The sequence below is a fragment of the Bradyrhizobium sp. CB82 genome, assembly GCF_029714405.1.
In the GTDB taxonomy this organism is placed as follows: Bacteria; Pseudomonadota; Alphaproteobacteria; order Rhizobiales; family Xanthobacteraceae; genus Bradyrhizobium.
The window spans coordinates 2,703,546-2,718,521 of sequence record NZ_CP121650.1 but is presented as its reverse complement, the minus strand read 5'-3'; the positions used below and the strand labels follow the sequence as shown (position 1 = coordinate 2,718,521).

General features: G+C 61.9%; 13 protein-coding genes and 1 tRNA gene. 6 read left to right on the top strand and 8 right to left on the bottom strand.

Annotated elements, in window-relative coordinates; genetic code table 11:
- Positions 1-521 precede the first annotated feature (521 nt).
- From QA640_RS13090 to QA640_RS13070, 5 genes are all read left to right on the top strand, one after another.
- Complete coding sequence (locus QA640_RS13090; protein ID WP_283041037.1) at positions 522-1,958, top strand: sugar ABC transporter substrate-binding protein; 1,437 nt, start codon at positions 522-524, stop codon at positions 1,956-1,958.
- Positions 1,959-2,021: 63 nt separating this feature from the next.
- The gene (locus QA640_RS13085) at positions 2,022-2,945 is read left to right on the top strand and encodes a sugar ABC transporter permease (protein ID WP_283041036.1); all 924 of its coding nucleotides are present in this window, start codon (positions 2,022-2,024) and stop codon (positions 2,943-2,945) included.
- The gene (locus QA640_RS13080; protein WP_283041034.1) at positions 2,942-3,781 is read left to right on the top strand and encodes a carbohydrate ABC transporter permease; all 840 of its coding nucleotides are present in this window, start codon (positions 2,942-2,944) and stop codon (positions 3,779-3,781) included. Before QA640_RS13085 ends, QA640_RS13080 begins: the two co-directional genes overlap by 4 nt.
- A 10-nt stretch (positions 3,782-3,791) precedes the next feature.
- On the top strand, positions 3,792-4,895 hold the full coding sequence (gene ugpC / locus QA640_RS13075) for a sn-glycerol-3-phosphate ABC transporter ATP-binding protein UgpC (protein WP_283041033.1): 1,104 nt from the start codon (positions 3,792-3,794) through the stop codon (positions 4,893-4,895).
- Between the two features lie 31 nt (positions 4,896-4,926).
- The gene (locus tag QA640_RS13070; RefSeq protein ID WP_283041032.1) at positions 4,927-5,817 is read left to right on the top strand and encodes an SMP-30/gluconolactonase/LRE family protein; all 891 of its coding nucleotides are present in this window, start codon (positions 4,927-4,929) and stop codon (positions 5,815-5,817) included.
- Between the two features lie 45 nt (positions 5,818-5,862).
- On the opposite strand, the gene QA640_RS13065 is transcribed toward QA640_RS13070, so the two are convergent.
- The 5 genes from QA640_RS13065 to QA640_RS13045 form a co-directional block, all read right to left on the bottom strand.
- A complete protein-coding gene (locus tag QA640_RS13065; protein WP_283042784.1) occupies positions 5,863-7,716 on the bottom strand; it encodes a TRAP transporter large permease subunit in 1,854 nt (617 codons plus the stop codon).
- A gap of 35 nt (positions 7,717-7,751) precedes the next feature.
- Positions 7,752-8,777 (bottom strand): TRAP transporter substrate-binding protein, encoded by a 1,026-nt coding sequence (locus tag QA640_RS13060; RefSeq protein WP_283041031.1) that lies wholly within the window; start codon positions 8,775-8,777, stop codon positions 7,752-7,754.
- Positions 8,778-8,968: 191 nt separating this feature from the next.
- Entirely contained in the window at positions 8,969-9,979 is a 1,011-nt protein-coding gene (locus QA640_RS13055; RefSeq protein ID WP_283041029.1) for a transketolase family protein, read from the bottom strand.
- Entirely contained in the window at positions 9,976-10,827 is an 852-nt protein-coding gene (locus QA640_RS13050; protein ID WP_283041028.1) for a transketolase, read from the bottom strand. Before QA640_RS13050 ends, QA640_RS13055 begins: the two co-directional genes overlap by 4 nt.
- A 25-nt stretch (positions 10,828-10,852) precedes the next feature.
- Positions 10,853-11,602 carry a glucose 1-dehydrogenase gene (locus tag QA640_RS13045; protein ID WP_283041027.1) on the bottom strand — a complete coding sequence of 250 codons (750 nt, stop codon included), beginning with the start codon at positions 11,600-11,602 and terminating at the stop codon, positions 10,853-10,855.
- Positions 11,603-11,712: 110 nt separating this feature from the next.
- Between QA640_RS13045 and QA640_RS13040 the strand changes: the two genes are divergently transcribed.
- A complete protein-coding gene (locus QA640_RS13040; RefSeq protein WP_283041025.1) occupies positions 11,713-12,609 on the top strand; it encodes a LysR substrate-binding domain-containing protein in 897 nt (298 codons plus the stop codon).
- Positions 12,610-12,975: 366 nt separating this feature from the next.
- On the opposite strand, the gene QA640_RS13035 is transcribed toward QA640_RS13040, so the two are convergent.
- The 3 genes from QA640_RS13035 to QA640_RS13025 form a co-directional block, all read right to left on the bottom strand.
- Positions 12,976-13,051 (bottom strand) — tRNA-Lys (locus tag QA640_RS13035).
- Positions 13,052-13,215: 164 nt separating this feature from the next.
- The gene (locus QA640_RS13030) at positions 13,216-13,773 is read right to left on the bottom strand and encodes a Spy/CpxP family protein refolding chaperone (RefSeq protein ID WP_283041024.1); all 558 of its coding nucleotides are present in this window, start codon (positions 13,771-13,773) and stop codon (positions 13,216-13,218) included.
- A gap of 201 nt (positions 13,774-13,974) precedes the next feature.
- On the bottom strand, positions 13,975-14,976 hold the full coding sequence (locus QA640_RS13025; RefSeq protein WP_283042783.1) for a TRAP transporter substrate-binding protein: 1,002 nt from the start codon (positions 14,974-14,976) through the stop codon (positions 13,975-13,977).

Here is a 14,976-nt window from a genome sequence, read left to right as displayed (position 1 = left end):
CCGGTGCTACGCGGCCGACGGATTCCGCACCATTGCGGGCCTGCGCAAGTGGATCGCTTCGGCCTGTGCATCGATCGAGCTCCCACCATTTCTGTCGAATCGGCTGGTCGGTGCCACGCGAGTGGAGTGCGTCCCTGCGGGGGTGAGCAGATCGGTACGGCTCTTGGGTCTGAGGGCCCTCCGCATTCAGGTGAATGCTGCTCACGCATGGGTGCAAAGTTCTCATTTGTCGGGCTATTCCGCCGCGACGCAGACTAGCCCCAAAGTCAACGCTCTCGAGCGTTTTTGGGGAGGATGCGTGCTTCTGCAACGCCAACTGCGTCCATTCAGGTTGCGGGCGACAAACCCCGACCAGCGATGCGCCGCTGCAAATTCTCGACATAGATGAATTTACTTCTTTCGGCCAGGTCGGCGCCGACAGGTCCGTTCTGCCTGCGGCTCCTAACCGGTCAAGCATCACGTGAGAAGCGCTCCGAAGCCGGTTCTCCCAGGCTCCGGACGCCCAAGAGGAGGAGGAAGGGATGAAATTCAGGACGTTTCTCAGCGCGGTCGCTGTCCTAGTGCTCGCTGCCAGCTCGGCGCCGGCTGCCGACAAGGATGCGGCCGACACCGCGGTCGAAGCCGCGAAGAAGTACGCGGGCACGACCATCAGCATCGTCTGGGAGGCCGGCCTCCAGTCTCTCGACCCGCTAAATTATTCAGGCCCGCAATGGGAGAAGCTCACCGGCATCAAGGTGAAGGTCGTCGAAGTCCCAACCGATCAGATGTTCACAAAGATCATGCAGGATTTCAAATCAGGCGCCGGCGCCTATGACGCGCTGAACGTCATCCCGTCCTGGATGCCCGATCTCGCGCGCGCAGGCGCGCTCGAGCCGCTCGACAAGTATGTCGACAAATTTGGCTATCGTGACGAGTTGCAAGACATCGCGGCCGCCTATCGCGACAACCAGATGCAGTACGACGGGAAGATCTACGGCTTTCCGGACGACGGCGACGTGATGCTGCTCTATTACCGCAAGGACATCTTCGAGGATCCGAAGATGAAGGACGAGTTCAAGGCCAAGTTCGGTTACGAGCTCGCTCCACCAAAGGACTGGAAGCAGTTCGACCAGATCGGCCAATTCATCACCGACAAGATGGCGCCCAAGGTTTACGGCGCCGGGTTCTTCCGCACCGCCCCCTATCCGCAATACATGTTCCAGGAGCGCTTCCGCATGGAGGGCGGCAAGTTCTTCAATGCGGAGACCATGAAGGCGACGGTCAATGGTGACGTCGGCCTCAAGGTGTTCAAGGAAATGCTGGCGGAGAACAAGTTCATGCCGCCGGGCGTCGAGCAATGGAATTTCGTCGACAATCTCGCTGCGTTCCTCCAGGGCACGACCGCGATGACGATCTCCTGGCCACCCTACGGTCGCTGGGCCGCGGGCTATGGCTCGGGCGAAGAAGCATTGAAGTGGGTGCCGAAATCGCAAGTCGCCGGCAAGGTCGGCTATGCGCTCACCCCTCTCGGCCGCCCAGAGCTCGGCGTCGGCTTCGACCTTTCGGTCTCGGCCACCAGCAAGAACAAGGAGGCCGCCTATCTCTTCATCCAATGGCTGAACAGCAAGAAGACCAGCCTCGAGCGCGTCCAGCTGCCCTATACGCTGCGCGATCCGTTCCGCCTGTCGCACTATGCGAGCGAGAAATATCGTGGACTCTGGCCCGACGCGCCCGCCTATCTCGATACGATCAAGACGTCCGGCGAGAAGGGCCTGCTCGACCTTTCTCTGCTGCAACAGGACAAGTACGACGAGGCGATGACCAAGGCGATCTCGAGCCTCTGGGCCGGCGAAGATCCCAAGGCCATTCTCGGTCGCATGGCGCAGCAATTCGACGCCATCACCGAGAAGGTCGGCATCGAGAACCAGAAGGCCGTTTACAAGGTCTGGGCCGCCAAGCCCGGCGCCTATCCCCAATAGCTGCCCTAGACACCGCACGGGAGACGTTCGCCCTCCCTGCGGTGCCGTTTTCCTGGACTGATCATGGCGCTTTCCGCAAGTCTCAACGCTGCCGAACAACGCAAGCCGAGCCGCCTCGGACGCGTGCTCGAAGACCGTCTCCCCTATCTTATCGTCGCTCCGGCCATTCTGATCCTTCTCCTGGTCGGTCTGTTTCCCCTGATCTACTCGCTGATCGTGAGCTTCCAACGCATCACGATGACCGAGAATGACACGTCCTTCGTCGGCCTGTTGAACTATGCGGAGCTCTTCAAGGACACCCGGCTGTGGGTCTCACTTGGTCATACCGCCATCATCACCGTGATCGCGCTGCCCTTGGAGTTGCTGATCGGCTTCCTGATGGCGCAGCTCTTCATCGATCGCATGCCGGGGCGCCAGCTCTTCGTCGCGCTGCTTGTGCTTCCGACGGTGATCTCTCCGATAGTCGCGGGAGCGACCTGGCGGCTAATGTTCGACGTCCGCTTCGGTCCAATCGGTCAGATTCTCAGCTCCTTCGCCGGAGAGCCAGTACGGATTCTCTGGACCGTCAATCCCGCCTACGTTTATCCGGCAATCATCATCTGCGAAGTCTGGCAATGGTCGCCGTTCATGTTCCTGCTGCTGCTCGCGGCGCTGTCGAATGTCGATCAGTCCCAGCTCGAGGCCGCTGAGATCGACGGCGCGTCGTACCTGCGCGTGCTTCGCGCAATCGTCTTGCCGGCCATCGCGCCCATCGTCGCCGTCGCCTGCCTGATCCGCGGCCTGGACCTCGTCCGCATCTTCGACATCATCTGGGCCCTCACCGAGGGCGGACCGGGCTCGATGACCGAAACCGTCTCGCTCTACACCTATGTACAAGGCTTCTCGCAGTTTGAGACCAGCTATACTGCCGCTATCTCGTTCCTCGTGATTGCACTGCTCACGCTTATTACCACCCTGGTTCTCAAGCGCATGGACCTTGCGCGATGAGGATCGGCAGGCTTCCGGCCAGAAAAGCCCGCATCCTGGCGCTTCGCTATCTTGGCGCCGGTGTCGTGACCCTGCTGTTTCTGTTCCCGGTCTACTGGCTGTTCATGATCTCGTTCAAGACGCCGGACGAGATCTATCATCTGCCACCCCTGTGGATTCCCGGACAGATCCAGTTCTCGAATTACTACGTTCTGTTCAAGGACGGCGACGTCCTTGCCATCCTGAACAGCCTGATCGTCGCCGGCGTCAGCTCGGGCATCGCCATTGTCCTGGGGACGCTCTGCGCCTACAGCCTCGCCCGCTTCGGCACCGGTGGCGAGAACCTCGCGATGTGGATCATCTCCCAGCGCATGATCCCGCCGATTGCCGTCGTCTTCCCGATCTTCCTGATCTATGTCTATTTCGGCTTGGTCGACGGCTATCTCGGGCTGATCCTGCTCTACACGGCATTCAATCTTCCTTACGTGATCTGGATGATGCGCGGTTACATCGTCGATGTTCCGCTGGAGCTCGAAGAGAGCGCGCTCGTCGACGGCCTCAATCGATGGGAGGTGATCTGGAAGGTCGTCTTCCCGATGGTCCGTCCAGGCCTCATGGCAACCTCGGTCTTCACCTTCGTCTTTGCCTGGAACGATTTTCTGTTCGCACTGGTGCTCACACGCACCGAGGTCATCACGTTTCCGGTCATGCTGACGCACTACTTCGGCGGACAATCGAATTTCTGGGCAAAGATCGCAGCGATGTCGGTCCTCGGCACGTTGCCGATCTTCGTCGCAGTTTCGGTGATGCAACGCTATCTCGTGCGCGGCATCTCCCTGGGCGCAGTCAAGGGTTAGGGAGAGCGGAGTGGCTGACGTCAAGCTGTCCAGGGTACACAAATATTACGGCAACGTGCATGCGGTCCGGGGAGTTGATCTCACCATCGCCGATGGCGAATTCGCCGTGCTGGTAGGGCCATCCGGCTGCGGTAAGAGCACTCTCTTGCGAACCATCGCCGGTCTTGAGGATCCGGATGGCGGAACCATTACGATCGGCGGCGCGGTCGTCAACGATCTGCGCCCCCGCGAGCGGAACATCGCGATGGTGTTCCAAAACTATGCGCTCTACCCCTATTTGACTGTCAACGAGAACATCGCCTTCGGCCTGCGCGCGCGCAAGACTCCAGAGATCGAAATCAGGAAGCGGGTCAGCGAAGCCGCCGAGATGCTCGGCATCGGCACTCTCCTAATGCGCTATCCGCGTCAGCTCTCCGGCGGCCAGCGTCAGCGGGTCGCGATCGGCCGCGCCATCGTCCGCAAGGCGGACCTCTTCTTGTTCGACGAACCGCTCTCGAATCTCGACGCCCAGCTCCGCGACGAGATGCGAACCGAGATCAAGCGCCTGCATCACGAGATCACGACGACGATGATCTACGTGACCCATGACCAGGTCGAGGCGATGACGCTCGCCGACCGCATCGTGCTGCTGCGCGAGGGAAAGATCGAGCAGCAGGGAGCTCCGCTCGAGCTATTCGAGCAGCCCCATACGGGATTTGTGGCCAGCTTCCTCGGCTCTCCCTCGATCAACCTCATCCCGGCGACTCTCAAGACAAACGGCGCCGATGCAGCCGTCGTGTTTCAATCCGGCGATGTGCTGCCCCTTCCGAGCGCTAAGGCCAAGTCACTGACCCATGGGGAGGCGCGGCAAGTTCTCGTCGGCATTCGGCCCCAGCATTTCAGCCGGGCTGGCAGCGGACCTCTGCGGGACGGCGTGGTCGCTTATTCAGCCGTCGCCGACCTTATTCAGCCAACCGGAACCCGCACCTTCACCACCATCAGGCTCGGCGGCGTGGACGCCGTTGCCGAGCTTCAGGCTCATGACGTCACCAGCCATGGCGAGCGGATCGATCTAGCCATCGATCTCAATCGCGTGGTGCTGATCGATCCGGCCAGCGGGCTGGTCATCGCCTAACGAGCGCAACATTCGAGAACGGGAGGGATGAATGGCGTCGATACTGTTTGCATCTGGAATTGGAGCGCCGGAGGGCCCGGTGTGTCTGCCCGATGCATCGATGTATGTGACGGAGATGTCAGCTTCGACCCTTTGCGTCACACGGCTCGATCCTCGCGGCAATCGCCGCGTGATCCGGACGACGGGCGGGCGACCGAACGGGCTGACGACCGACGGCCACGGTAGGATCTGGATCGCGGAAGCCGGCCTCCGGGCGCTGATCTGCATTGACGAGAACGGAAACGAGATCCGACGCATGCGGGGCGAAGGCGCGGACCGCTTTCTGTTTCCAAACGACCTCTGCTTCGGTCCGAACGGACTGCTCTACATGACTGACTCCGGCATGGCCGCGGAGGATTTCATCAACGGCCAAGCTTTCGTCGACAGCTATATGGATCTCGATTGGGACGGCCGTGTGTATGAGATCGATCCGGCAGCCATGAAGGTGCTCCGCGTGCTCGATCGCAAGATCCGCTTCACCAACGGGATTGCCTTCGGTCCCGACAATCACCTTTATGCCAACGCATCCTTCACCGGCGAGATCTACCGATACGACGCGCTCGGCGAGGCCGCGCCGAAACGCGTCCTCTTCGGCAACGTCCTGCAACCTGATTCAAATCCCGATTTCAAAGGGCCGGACGGAATGGCCTTCGGCACGGACGGTCGGCTTTATTGCACGGTCTACAACCAGAAGAACGTCACGGTGCTGGACCAGCGGGGTGAGGTCGCCGATCGCCTTATCCTGGATGGACCCCAGCCGACCAATTGCGCCTTCACGCTCGAAGGCAAGAAGCTGCGCGTCACCGAAGTCGGCAATGGTCAGGTCGAGGAGATCGATATGCCCTGCGAAGGCTTGCCGCTGCATCTTCCGAAATTCGCCTGACGAGGTGCCTCGCGGTTTTGTCCCGCGAGGTCCCTCTCCTAGGCGTCAAAGGAAGCCGATCGATAGCCAGGGCACCGCGGCGACGATGAGTGTGCCGATCAGGAGCGCGATCATGTAGCCCACGATGGGTATCATGCCCTCGTCCGGGTGGATGCGGCTGATGGCGCAGGCGGCATAATAGCCGACGCCGAACGGCGGCGCGAACAGGCCGATGCCCATGGCGAGGACCACCACCATCGCATAGTGGACATCGTGCACCCCGACCTGCCGCGCGATCGGGAACAGCAGCGGCCCGAACAGGACGATAGCCGGAATCCCTTCCAGCACGCTGCCCAGGATGACGAAGGTCACGATCGTCACGGCCAGGAAGACAGGAACGCCGCCGGGAAGGCTTGTCATGAACTTTGCGAGAGAGGCGGAAAATCCTGACTGGGTCAGCGCCCAGGCCATCCCTGTCGCCGCCCCGATGATGAGCAGGATCGCCCCGGACAGCGAGGCCGTCTCGACCAGCATCGGATAGATGCGGCGCCAGTCGAACTGGCGGTAGACGAAGAGACCCGCACAGGCCGAGTAGAGGATGCCGATGGTCGAGACCTCCGTTGCCGTGGCGACGCCCTCGACGACGGCGGTCCGGATGACGAAGGGCAGCGCGATGGCGGGAATCGCGATCACAAAGGCACGGCCGATCTCCCCCAGGCTCGCCCGTTTGACGTGGGACAAATCCTCGCGGCGGTATCGCCACCACACGACAGCGGCGAGCATGACCGCAAGCACCACGCCCGGGAGCAATCCGCCTGTGAACAGTGCGGAGATCGACACACCCGTCACCGAGCCGATCGTGATCAGAACCAGTGAGGGCGGAATCGTCTCGGTCTGGGCGCCGGTCGCCGCGAGAAGCGCAACGAGGTCTCCCGGTTTGGCCCCGCGCTGCCGCATCTCGGGAAACAGGACGGGAGCCACCGCGGCCATGTCCGCCGCCTTGGAGCCGGAGATGCCCGAGACCAGATACATCGCTCCGACCAGCACGTAGTGCAGCCCGCCGCGCACGTGGCCCAAAAGGCTCGCCAGGAAGCCGACCATGGCGCGCGCCATGCCGGTCATCTCGATCAGAAGGCCGAGAAAGACGAACAGCGGGACGGCCAGAAGGATCAGGTGGCTCATGCCCTCGTCCATCCGTCCGATCATCACCACGTCGGGCGTGCTGGTGGTCAGGGCGAGATAGCCGACGGTGGCGAGGCCGAATGCAAACGCAATCGGCACGGCGGCAAAGACCATTGCGCCGACGACGAAGACGAAGAAAATCAGAAGATTCAGATTGCCGAGCGGCTGCAAGACCGGCGCCAGCAGAACGAAGGTCGCGATGATTCCTGCGACGATCGCCAGGGACGCCAGCAGGCTGCGCAGGCTCGCGATGCGGATGAGCCTGAGGACCGCCGCGATCAGCATCAGTCCGATCCCGATCGGCAGTGCGGCCGCACGCCAGCTGTTGACGATCTCGAGCGCCGGCGTCGTGACGAAAGCCTCATCGGCCGCGAATTCATAGGCCGGCCAGACGACGAGCACGAGGAATGCCAGCGATGCCGCGGCTGCTATCACATCCAGGAACGCGCGGACTTCCGCGCTGAGGACGCCGACGATGGCCGTCATCCGCATATGCTCGCCGCGCTGGAACGCAATCACGGATCCGAGCATGGCGAGCCACAGGAAGAGAATGCCGGCGAGCTCGTCGGACCAGACGATCGGCGAGCGGAAGACGTATCTGCCCACGATTCCGGCGGACAGAACCGCGATCTCCGCCAGCACGAGCAGTGCTGCCGGGACCGCGACGACATGGCCAAGCACTGTGTTCGCCGTCACCACCCAGCTGCGCGGGCCCGCTTGAGACTTGCCGGCCGCCATAGCGGCATCGACATGCGGCGTATGGCTCATGCTGGTCATGATAGCTGACCCGCGGCTTTTTCGAGCTGCGACCATGCCTCTTCGCCAAACTTGCCCTTCCAGTCGGCGTAGAAGCTGGTCTTGGACAGAGCCTGGCGGAAGGCGGCACGATCGACGTCGATGAATTTGAGGCCCTTGGCCGAGAGATCGGTGCGCAGCGACTGGCTGAGCTTTGCGATGTCGGCGCGCTGATCAACGGCAGAGCGATCGAGCTCGCGCGTCACGATCTCCTGCACATCCTTGGGCAGGCGTTCGAAGGCGCGCTTGTTGCCCAGGATCCAATAGCCGTCCCAGACGTGCCCGGTCAGGCTGCATGCGCTCTGCACTTCGTAGAGGCGCGCGGTCGCAATAATCGGCAACGGGTTCTCCTGGCCGTCGACGACCTTGGTCTGCAACGCGGAATAGACCTCGTTGAAGTTGATCGGCGTTGGCCCCGCCCCGAGCGCCTTGAAGAGCGAGGTGAGCAGCGGCGCGGGCGGAACGCGGATCTGGAAATTCTTGAGATCATCCGGCGTCCGTATCTCCCGGCCGGACGAGGTCACCTGGCGAAAGCCGTTGTCCCAGGCCTTCGACACCGCCATAATCGGCGTCTTGGCAATCTGCGCCCGGATATAGGTGCCGAGCTCGCCGTCCATCGCCTTCCATACGCTGCCGTAGTCGGCGAATGCGAAGCCCGTGTTCACGATGCCTGCGCTGGGCACCAGGGTGGCGAGAATCGAGGACGATTGATTGAAGAACTCTACGCCGCCGCTGCGAACCTGGGTCATGAGCTCGGTGTCGGAGCCAAGCTGATTGGCCGGAAACAGCCTGATCTCCAGCCGGCCGCTGGTCGCTTCGTGAATCCGGTCGATCGCCTCCTGCGCTCGGATATTCACCGGATGGGTCGGGTCCTGTCCGGTGGCAAACTTGTAGACGAACTCGGCGGCAGATGCCGGCCGGGTCAGAATCCCGCAGAGCGGTATGGCCGTGGCCGCCATCAACAGCGAACGGCGGCTGAAGCTTCCGGGCTTCGAGACAGTCATGATTTCCTCCTGATCCTGCATTGATGTTGGCACCGGCTGCGTCAGCCCAAGCTGGCGTGCGGCCTTCAGGCTCTTCCTTCACCGGCTCTCGATCGCCGGCATTCGGGCAAGAGCCATCGCTCGCCGCCGCAACAAGCGTCGGGCGTAGCTCTTTACCGGGGCTTGGCTGGGGGGCGCTTAGCGCCGGTACACTAGAGCCACTGCTTGATCCGCCTTGCGACCTCTGCGGTGGAAATGCCGTAGCGGTCGTGCAGTGTCGGAAGCGCGCCGGCGTCAAGAAACTCGTCCGGCAATGCAATTTGGCGGAAAGGCGGATGAACGCCTGAACGCATCAGAAGCGCGGCAATGGCCTCGCCAAGGCCGCCGATCGTCGTATGGTTTTCGGCAACGACGACAAGGCGGCCGGGCTTTCCGGCTTCGCGCAAGATCGTCTCGGTGTCGAGCGGCTTGATGGTCGGAACGTGCAGCACCGCTATATCAACGTTGTCGCGCTTCAAGGTCTGCGCGGCCTCGAGCGCACGCATCGTCATGATGCCGGATGCGACAACCAAGGCGTCCTTCCCGTCACGAATCAACTTGGCCTTGCCGAGCTCGAACTTGTAGTCGTATTCGTCCAGGACCACCGGAACCTGGCCTCGCAACAGGCGGGTGTAGACTGGCCCCTGATGAGCCGCGATGGCAGGCACCAGTTGCTCGATTTCGTGGGCATCGCAGGGATCGATGACCGTCATGTTCGGCATCGCGCGAAACAGCGCGAGATCCTCCGCGGCCTGATGGCTCGGGCCATAGCCCGAGGTCAGGCCTGGCAATGCGCAGACGATCTTCACGTTGCGGTCTTCCTCAGCAATCGTCTGGTGTATGAAATCGTAAGCGCGCCGCGAGGCGAACACAGCGTAGGTGGTCGCGAACGGCATGAAGCCTTCGGCAGCAAGGCCCGAGGCAGCGCCGAACAGAAGCTGCTCTGCCATGCCCATCTGGTAATAACGGTCCGGAAATTCCTTCACAAAGATGTGTAGGTCAGTGTACTTGCCGAGATCGGCCGTCATGCCGACCACATCAGGGCGCCTGCGTGCAAGCTCGACGAGCGCGTGGCCAAAGGGCGCCGGTTTCGTCTTCTGTCCCTCCGCCGCGATCGAAGCGATCATGGCTGAGGTGGTCAGGCGCGGCCTGCCCGGGTGTGGTGCTGATCTGATGGCTTTCATGCCTGCCTCCCGGCTTCGAGCGCGGCAAGCGCGAGCTGCCATTCGTGCTGCTCGACGCGGATGAAATGGTTCTTCTCGCGCTGCTCTAGGAAAGGAACGCCCTTGCCCATCAGGGTGTCGGCGACGATCATACGCGGCTTGGGCTGGGGGTGCGATTTGGCCGCATCGAAGGCAGCAACCACGGCATCGAGATCGTTGCCGTCGATGCGCTGCGCGAACCAGCCGAAAGCCTGAAGCTTGTCGACCAACGGCTCGAAGGCCATGACCTGCGTGGAAGGACCGTCGGCCTGCTGATTGTTGACATCGACGATGCCGATCAGATTGTCGAGCTTGTAGTGGCCTGCCGACTGGATGGCCTCCCAGACCGAGCCTTCGTCGAGCTCGCCGTCGGAGAACAACGTGTACACCCGCGCCTCGGATTTCTTGCGCTTGAGGCCGAGGCCCATGCCGACGGCGATGCTGAGTCCAAGTCCGAGCGAGCCGCCCGACATTTCCATTCCTGGCGTATAAGACGCCATACCAGACATCGGCAGGCGGCTCTCGTCGCTGCCATAGGTTTCGAGCTCTTCTTCGGGGACGATCCCCGCCTCGATCAAGGCCGCGTAGAGCGCGATGGCGTAATGCCCGTTCGACAGAAGGAAACGGTCGCGGCCCTGCCAGGAAGGATCTTCGGGCCGGTAGCGCATCGCGTGGAAATAGGCCACGGCGAGAACATCGGAGATGTCCAGCGCCTGCGCGATATAGCCCTGCCCCTGGACTTCACCCATGCGCAGGGCGTTGCGACGAATGTTGTAGGCGCGGTCGGCTAGCTTCGGCGTGTTGGTAAGCGCGTTGCTCGGCGTTTCCATGGATTTGGACCTTGTCTCGCTGGGCTCAGTGGATGAGCATGCCGCCGTTGACGTCGATCACGGCACCGGTCACGTAGGCGGAGAGATCCGAGGCCAGGAACGTGTAGATCCCGGCGACGTCTTCGGCCGTGCCGAGGCGATTGAGCGGAATGCCTTCCAGGATCTTCGCCCTCATCTCGTCGGTCAGCTTGCCCGCGGTGATATCGGTGCCGATTAGGCCGGGCGTGACGCAATTGACGCGGATGCCGTCCGGACCAAACTCACGGGCCATTGCCTTGGCAAGACCAAGCACGCCGGCCTTCGCGGCCGAATAGTGCGGCCCGCCAAAAATTCCGCCGCCACGTTGGGCCGAGACCGACGACATGCATGCGATCGATCCGGATTTCCGTGCGCGCATATGCGGGATCACCGCCTGGGAGAGGAACAGAACACCCTTCAGATTGACGTCCTGGATGCGATCCCAATCGGCCGCCGTGATTTCCAAGAGCTTCACCGGCTGAGTGATGCCGGCGTTGTTGATCAGGACATCGACGCCGCCGAAGGATTCGACCACGCGCGCCACCGCCTGCTCGCAGGACGATTTGTCGGCGACGTCGCACCGAAGTCCAATGTGGGACTGCCCAAGGGATGCCGCAGAATCCGCCGCAGCGCCGGCATCAATATCCAGAATGGCGACCCGAGCGCCCTCGGCGGCGAACCGTCGGGCGGTGGCAAGACCGATGCCGCGCGGCGAAGCCGCGCCCGAAATGATGGCCGTCTTACCGCTGAGCAGCATCAGTTCCTCCCGCATATTGTTCTTCCTTGGCAAGGCTAGGAATGACCCGCGGAAGGCCAATGGACAAGCGCACAGTTGTCATGGATCGATGAATCTGGTTCACTTGTGAAATGCTGTCGAATGTCCCGATATCGGCAATTCGTGCCTTTGAAGCCGCGGCCCGCACCGGATCGTTTCGCGATGCGGCGAATGAGCTTCACCTGACGCCGAGTGCAGTCAGTCATGCCATCCGCAAGCTGGAGGCCACGCTTCGCACGGTTCTGTTCGAGCGCAGCGCGCGCTCCGTGCGGCTCACGCCGGCCGGCGAAAATCTGATGCGTCACACGGGAGCGGCGTTCGATCAGCTCCGCCGCGGACTTGAGGAAGTTGCCGCGCGCGGACCGCAATTGGTACGCGTTCATTCCGCGCCGAGCTTTGCCGCGCAATGGCTTGCGCCGCGCCTCGCACAGTTTCTCGCCTCTTATCCGAAGCTAGAAGTTCGGCTGGCTGCGAGCACGGACTATGCTCGCTTCAGCAACGACGATTTTGATATCGACATCGTCTACGGTCCGCCGCGTGCGGAGGGCGTCGAGATTGCCCCTCTCCCAGAGGAGACAGTCACTCCTCTCTGCTCGCCTGCCCTAGCAAAGTCGATAAGAAAGCCTTCTGATCTCATCGATCAGACGCTCATCCGCTCGGATGTGAAGCAGGTTCAATGGCACCAATGGTTCACCGCCAATGGATTGGAAGCCCCCGCCCTTCACGGAATGAGATTCGATCGGAGCTTTCTTGCGATCGCGACGGCGGCCGAAGGCTTGGGCGTGGCGTTGGAATCGACGCTTCTGGCCGAGCGCGAACTGGCGAGCGGGCGATTGGTGTCTCCATTGGCCGGACGCGCCAACGATATCCGCTACGTCGGTCACCGCTTGATCTACCCGCGCGCAAGCCGACAAAGATCGTCGGTACGAGCTTTTGCGGATTGGGTCGTGGCCCAACTCGGCGGCGGAGATGTTCGCTCCTCGCAGTGAGCGGCAATTCTGGTCGAGCATCACCGCAATCAGACAAGCGAACCGCCGCTTTGCGCCCCCAAGCTGCCTTCCCCGCCAAGTCGCTGCCCGGCTCTTTCTGGAGAACGCCGGGGCGAAGGTCCGCATTACACGAACCGCTGGCAGACTAGATTGTCCCTTTCGCTCGCTCTAACACCCTATTCTACGACGACCACAGGACCGACCTGTATTGTCGGCTCTGCGCGCTGTATTGGAATGGGTGCAGGTACAAAAACAAAAGCCGAACAGCAATATAGCATGCAACTCGGACCATGAAACGTCGCACGACAACCGCTTTATTCTCGACCGCTATCTCCGCGAAGCTCTTGAAAATAAAGGTTTTTGTAATGGTGGGCGCACCAGGGCTCGAACCTGGGACCCGCTGATTAAGAGTCAGCTGCTCTACCAACTGAGCTATGCGCCCGAAAGGCGGCTAACGCCTTGCGAGGCCGGTCGTTTAGCAAAGCGATCCCGGGAAGGCAAGCGATGTGGACGAGGTTTTCCAAGTCTTCATGGCCAGGTCCCAAAAGGAGAAAAGCCGCCGGATTCCAGCGGCTTCGCTCGCTCGGCCCGGAGAATTGCGGGGCCTTACAGGCCTCCGCCATCCAGGTCCGACCCGCCATCCCGGTTCCCGCCGTGGAAGCGGTCCATGCCGCGGTCCATGAAGCGATGGTGCCAGCCCCCCTCACCGCCGAACGGGCCCTGATGACGGGTCAGGACAGCCAGGCGCCGCTTCTGGCCCTCATCGAGCGTCTTGTAGAGGGGATCGGCGGCATCGGCGATCTTCTTCAGCGCCGCGGACGCGGCGCCCATGTCGTCGGCGCGCTGGCGCAGGCGGGCGACCGGATCCTCCGGCTTGTCGGAATCGTCAGGCGCCGCATTCATTCGCGCATTGGCGCGATCGATTCGCAGCTTGGCGAAATCGCGCACGGCCGCCTCGACCGGCGGCCATAGCTTCTCCTGGTCGGCATTCAGCTTCAAGCCGGCATGCACCGCCGCGATCCGCGCGTCGACGAAGGCGGCCCGGTCTTCCGGATTCATGCGCATGTGGCGCATGTGGTCGGAGAAGCGGTGATATTGCGCGTAAACCGCGCCGGAGCCGGCGATGCTGAGCGCGGCGATGGCGGCGATGGCGAACCTTCTCATACGAACCCTCCTCTTGCAAGGTTCCCTGAAGATGGGCGCCATTTGCGCGCGGTTCAACTTACAACTTCGATAGAGAGAGCAGTCTTACCAAGATGTAATCCACGGCTGCACTTTGAAATCATTCGCAACAATCATGCTTGAACGGACGAAGGGCTTCCGCGTCGCGCGGAAGGCCTTCTCGCGTTGCAACGACGGGCGAACTCAATTCGTCGCGCTCTTCGCTTCCTTCTGGAATTCGTCGATCAACGGCTGGCCGACGCGACTCGCGGCATCCTTGTAGACGGGCTCCATCGCCTTGCGCATCGCCTCGTCCTGCTCCGCCGTCAGCGAGATGATCTCGCTCTTGCCGCTCTTCTTGATCTCGGCGAGCGCGTCGTCGTTCTCCTTCTGCGACTGTGCGTTGTTGTAGTCGGTCGCTTCCTTCATCGCCTTCGCAAGCTGGTCGCGGATGTCGGCCGGCAAATCGTCCCAGAACTTCTTGTTCACGATCACGACATAACCGATGTAGCCGTGATTGGTCTGGGTGATGTACTTCTGCACCTCGTGCATTTTCTGGGTGTAGATGTTGGACCAGGTGTTCTCCTGCCCGTCGACGACACCGGTCTGGAGCGCCTGGTAGACTTCGGAAAATGCCATCACCTGCGGCAACGAGCCCAGCGCCTTGAACTGCGCCTGGAGCACGCGCGAGGACTGGATGCGGAATTTCACGCCTTGATAATCGGCCGGCGTGATCAGCTTCTTGTTGGCGCTCATCTGCTTGAAGCCGTTGTCCCAATAGGCAAGGCCGGTGATGCCCTTGGTGTCCAGCAGCTTGAGCAGCTTCGCGCCGAGCGGTCCCTCCGTCACCTTCCGCAGTGTCTTCAGGTCGGGAAGGATGTAGGGCAGATCGAACACCTCGAACTCGCGGATGCCGAGCGGACCGAACTTGGAATTCGACGGCGCCAGCATCTGCACACTGCCCAGCTGCAGCGCCTCGAGCTCTTCCTTGTCCTTGTAGAGCGTCGAGTTCGGATAGACCTCGACCTTCACCTTGCCGCCCGTGTACTTCTCGGCGAGCTCCTTGAACTTCTCGGCCGCCTTGCCCTTCGGCGTATCCGTCGCAACCACGTGGCTGAACTTGATGACGATCGGATCGGCGGCGGCAGCACCGGCAAGCCCCAGAACCAAAGCCGCGACGGATGCCGCGATCGCGAAGGTGCGCAT

Coding starts and splice junctions, on each gene's coding strand:
- QA640_RS13085 (WP_283041036.1), top strand. CDS start 2,022: ATGGCGCTTTCCGCAAGTCTCAACGCTGCCGAACAACGCAAGCCGAGC.
- QA640_RS13055 (WP_283041029.1), bottom strand. CDS start 9,979: ATGAAAGCCATCAGATCAGCACCACACCCGGGCAGGCCGCGCCTGACC.
- QA640_RS13080 (WP_283041034.1), top strand. CDS start 2,942: ATGAGGATCGGCAGGCTTCCGGCCAGAAAAGCCCGCATCCTGGCGCTT.
- QA640_RS13045 (WP_283041027.1), bottom strand. CDS start 11,602: ATGCTGCTCAGCGGTAAGACGGCCATCATTTCGGGCGCGGCTTCGCCG.
- QA640_RS13090 (WP_283041037.1), top strand. CDS start 522: ATGAAATTCAGGACGTTTCTCAGCGCGGTCGCTGTCCTAGTGCTCGCT.
- QA640_RS13070 (WP_283041032.1), top strand. CDS start 4,927: ATGGCGTCGATACTGTTTGCATCTGGAATTGGAGCGCCGGAGGGCCCG.
- QA640_RS13040 (WP_283041025.1), top strand. CDS start 11,713: ATGCTGTCGAATGTCCCGATATCGGCAATTCGTGCCTTTGAAGCCGCG.
- QA640_RS13025 (WP_283042783.1), bottom strand. CDS start 14,976: ATGCGCACCTTCGCGATCGCGGCATCCGTCGCGGCTTTGGTTCTGGGG.
- QA640_RS13065 (WP_283042784.1), bottom strand. CDS start 7,716: ATGGCGGCCGGCAAGTCTCAAGCGGGCCCGCGCAGCTGGGTGGTGACG.
- QA640_RS13060 (WP_283041031.1), bottom strand. CDS start 8,777: ATGACTGTCTCGAAGCCCGGAAGCTTCAGCCGCCGTTCGCTGTTGATG.
- QA640_RS13030 (WP_283041024.1), bottom strand. CDS start 13,773: ATGAGAAGGTTCGCCATCGCCGCCATCGCCGCGCTCAGCATCGCCGGC.
- QA640_RS13050 (WP_283041028.1), bottom strand. CDS start 10,827: ATGGAAACGCCGAGCAACGCGCTTACCAACACGCCGAAGCTAGCCGAC.